Genomic DNA, 2,558 nt, shown 5'->3' with positions numbered 1-2,558 from the left:
GCCAGGCGGTCCACCAGCGCCGCATCGGTGGCGGCGGGCGCAAAGAGGCCGTACCAGCTGTCCACCGCCACGTTCTTCAGCTCGGGCGTTTCGGCCAGCGCGGGCACCTCGGGCAGCGTGGCCCAGCGTTGGCGCGAGGTCACGCCATAGGCCTTGACCTTGCCGTCCTTGATGAAGGGCTGCGCCAGCGTCACCGGCATCACCGCCAGGTCGATCAGGCCGGAGGCCAGTTCGGTGAGCACCTGCGGGCCCGAGCGGTAGGGCACGTGCATCAGCTCCACGCCGGCCTGCTGCTCGATCAGCGACACCGTGACGTGCATGCTGGTGCCCACGCCGTCGGTGCCGTAGCTCAGCTTGCCGGCCTGCTGGCGGGCCAGGGCCAGCAGCGGGCCGGTGCCGGTGGCGGCCAGCCGCGGGCTGCCCACCAGCACGAAGGGCGAGGTGGCCACTTGCGCCACCGGCGCCAGGTCGCGCAGCGCGTCGTACTTCACCAGCGAAGGCGAGACCAGCGGCGCCACGGTGATGGGGCTGGCCACCGCAAAGAGCAGGGTGTAGCCATCGGCCGGCGCCCGCACCGCGCGCAACGTGCCGATGGTGCCGGCCGCGCCGGCCACGTTCTCGATCACGAAGGTCTGCTTCATGCGCTCGCCCAGGCGCTGCAGCACCAGGCGGGCGGCCGCGTCCACGCTGCCGCCGGCCGCAAACGGCACGATGACCGTGACGGGCCGGCTAGGATAGGCCGGGCCCTGCGCAAAGGCGGCGGGGCAGGCGGCCAGGGCCAGCAGGCCCGACAGCAGACGACGGCGGATCGGTGAAAGGGACATGGCGGACTCCAGCGGACAAGGACGACAAGGGCAACCAGGCACCGGGACAGTGCCGGTATTGAACTTGATATAACAAGTCATGACAAGTCGAGCAAAGCCTGTGCCAGGCAAATCCGCTGTTCTGCGCACCATGGTGGCCCATGAAGCGGCCCCCGCCCCGCTGCCCGCCGGTGCCGAGCCGCTGCACCTGCGGCTGCGCAACCACCTGCGCGACGACATCCTGCAAGGCCGGTTGGCGCCGCTGGCGCAGCTGCCTTCGGAGGCGGAGCTGATCGGCCGCTTCGGCGTCAGCCGCATCACGGTGCGCCATGCGCTGGCCGCGCTGCATGCCGAAGGGCTGATCACCAAGGTGCAGGGCAAGGGCTCGTTCGTGGCGCCGCCGCGGCTCAGCCAGTCGCTGGACCGGCTGCGTGGCCTGTCCGAATCATTGACCGGCGAAGGCCATGAAGTGCAGGCCCGCGTGGTGGCCAGCAGCGATGCGCCGGCCACCGCGGCCGTGGCCCGCCGGCTGGGCCTGGACAGCGGCACGCCGGTGACCGAGCTGCTGAGCCTGCGCTACGTGGACCGCCAACCGCTGTCGCTGAACCGGCTGCTGATGGCCGCGCCGCTGGGCGCACGCGTGCGCAAGGCCGACATCGGACGCCGCGACGTGGTGGACCTGTACGAAGCCGACTTCGGCCTGACCGTGGGCCATGCCGAGGTGGAGATCAGTGCCACTCCCGCCGGCCGGCTGCAGCGCAAGCACCTGGGCCTGGCCGAGCATGCACCGGTGCTGCAGGTCGAGCGGCTGGTGCACGACGGCGACGGCCGGCCCCTGCACCTGGAGACCAGCTGGTACCGGCACGACGGCTTCAGCTACCGGGTGCGGCTGGCACGCTGAAGGCGGGTGCAGGCCGGCACGCTGGCTCGCCCGACCAGTCGTGCAGCGGCATGCCGGCCGGTGGCCGCGGCTGCCCGAGGGTGAAGCGGAACACCGTGCCGCGGCCGGGCTGCGATTCGGCCCAGATATCGCCGCCATGCCGCTGCACGATGCGCTGGCAGATCGACAGGCCCACGCCGCTGCCTTCGAAGTGGCGGCCATGCAGGCGCACGAAGGGCTCGAACAGGCGCTGCGCATGGGCCATCGAAAAGCCCACGCCGTTGTCGCTGACGTGCATCACCCAGGTGCCGTCTTCGGCCTGCTGGCAGCCGACCACCACCCGCGGCGGTGCCGACCCGCGGCTGAACTTCAATGCATTGGCCAGCAGGTTGACGAACAGCTGGCGCAGCACCTCGCCATCGCCCACCACCTGCGGCAGCGGCTTCAGCAGCACCGCCTGCGGGTCTTCGCGCTGACCGGGCGTGTGCAGCACCTCGGCCAGCGCGGCGCGGGCCAGCGGCTGCAGCGCCACCGGCTGCCGCTGCAGCCGGGTTTCGCTGGCGCGCGCCAGGCGCAGCAGCGCCTGCACCGAGCGCACCACCTGGTCGGCGGTGTCGGCCAGGCGCGCCAGGCCGCTGCGCACCAGGTCCAGCTCGCGCCGGTCCAGCGCTTCCTGCAGCACCCGCGCATAACCGGCGATGGAGCCCAGCGGGCCGCGCAAATCGTGCGCCACGCTGCGGTTGAAGCTGTCCTGGTGCTGCAGCAGCAGCTCCAGCTCCTGCGTGCGCTCACGCACCCGCAGGTCGAGCTGGGCATGGCTGTCCTGCAGCGCCTGCTGGGCAGCGGTGCGGTCGTCCAGCGCCTGCCTCAGGTGG

3 protein-coding genes are annotated in these 2,558 nt (G+C 71.9%); 1 reads left to right on the top strand and 2 read right to left on the bottom strand.

Going from position 1 to position 2,558, the window contains the following annotated elements; genetic code table 11:
- A partial coding sequence (locus ABNT58_RS12335; protein ID WP_348753772.1) for a tripartite tricarboxylate transporter substrate binding protein occupies positions 1–824 on the bottom strand: 824 nt, incomplete at its 3' end.
- Between the two features lie 130 nt (positions 825–954).
- Between ABNT58_RS12335 and ABNT58_RS12330 the strand changes: the two genes are divergently transcribed.
- Positions 955–1,704, top strand: coding sequence for a GntR family transcriptional regulator (locus tag ABNT58_RS12330; protein WP_348753771.1), 750 nt, complete (start codon positions 955–957; stop codon positions 1,702–1,704).
- Here ABNT58_RS12330 and ABNT58_RS12325 read toward each other — a convergent pair.
- Positions 1,676–2,558 (bottom strand): HAMP domain-containing sensor histidine kinase (locus tag ABNT58_RS12325; protein WP_348753770.1); only part of this gene is annotated, 883 nt, incomplete at its 5' end. The two genes, ABNT58_RS12330 and ABNT58_RS12325, sit on opposite strands and share 29 nt — an antisense overlap.

The organism is uncultured Aquincola sp., assembly GCF_964001545.1.
Lineage (GTDB): Bacteria > Pseudomonadota > Gammaproteobacteria > Burkholderiales > Burkholderiaceae_C > Aquincola.
Note: the sequence above shows the minus strand (reverse complement) of the source record. Positions and strands in the feature narration are given on the sequence as shown.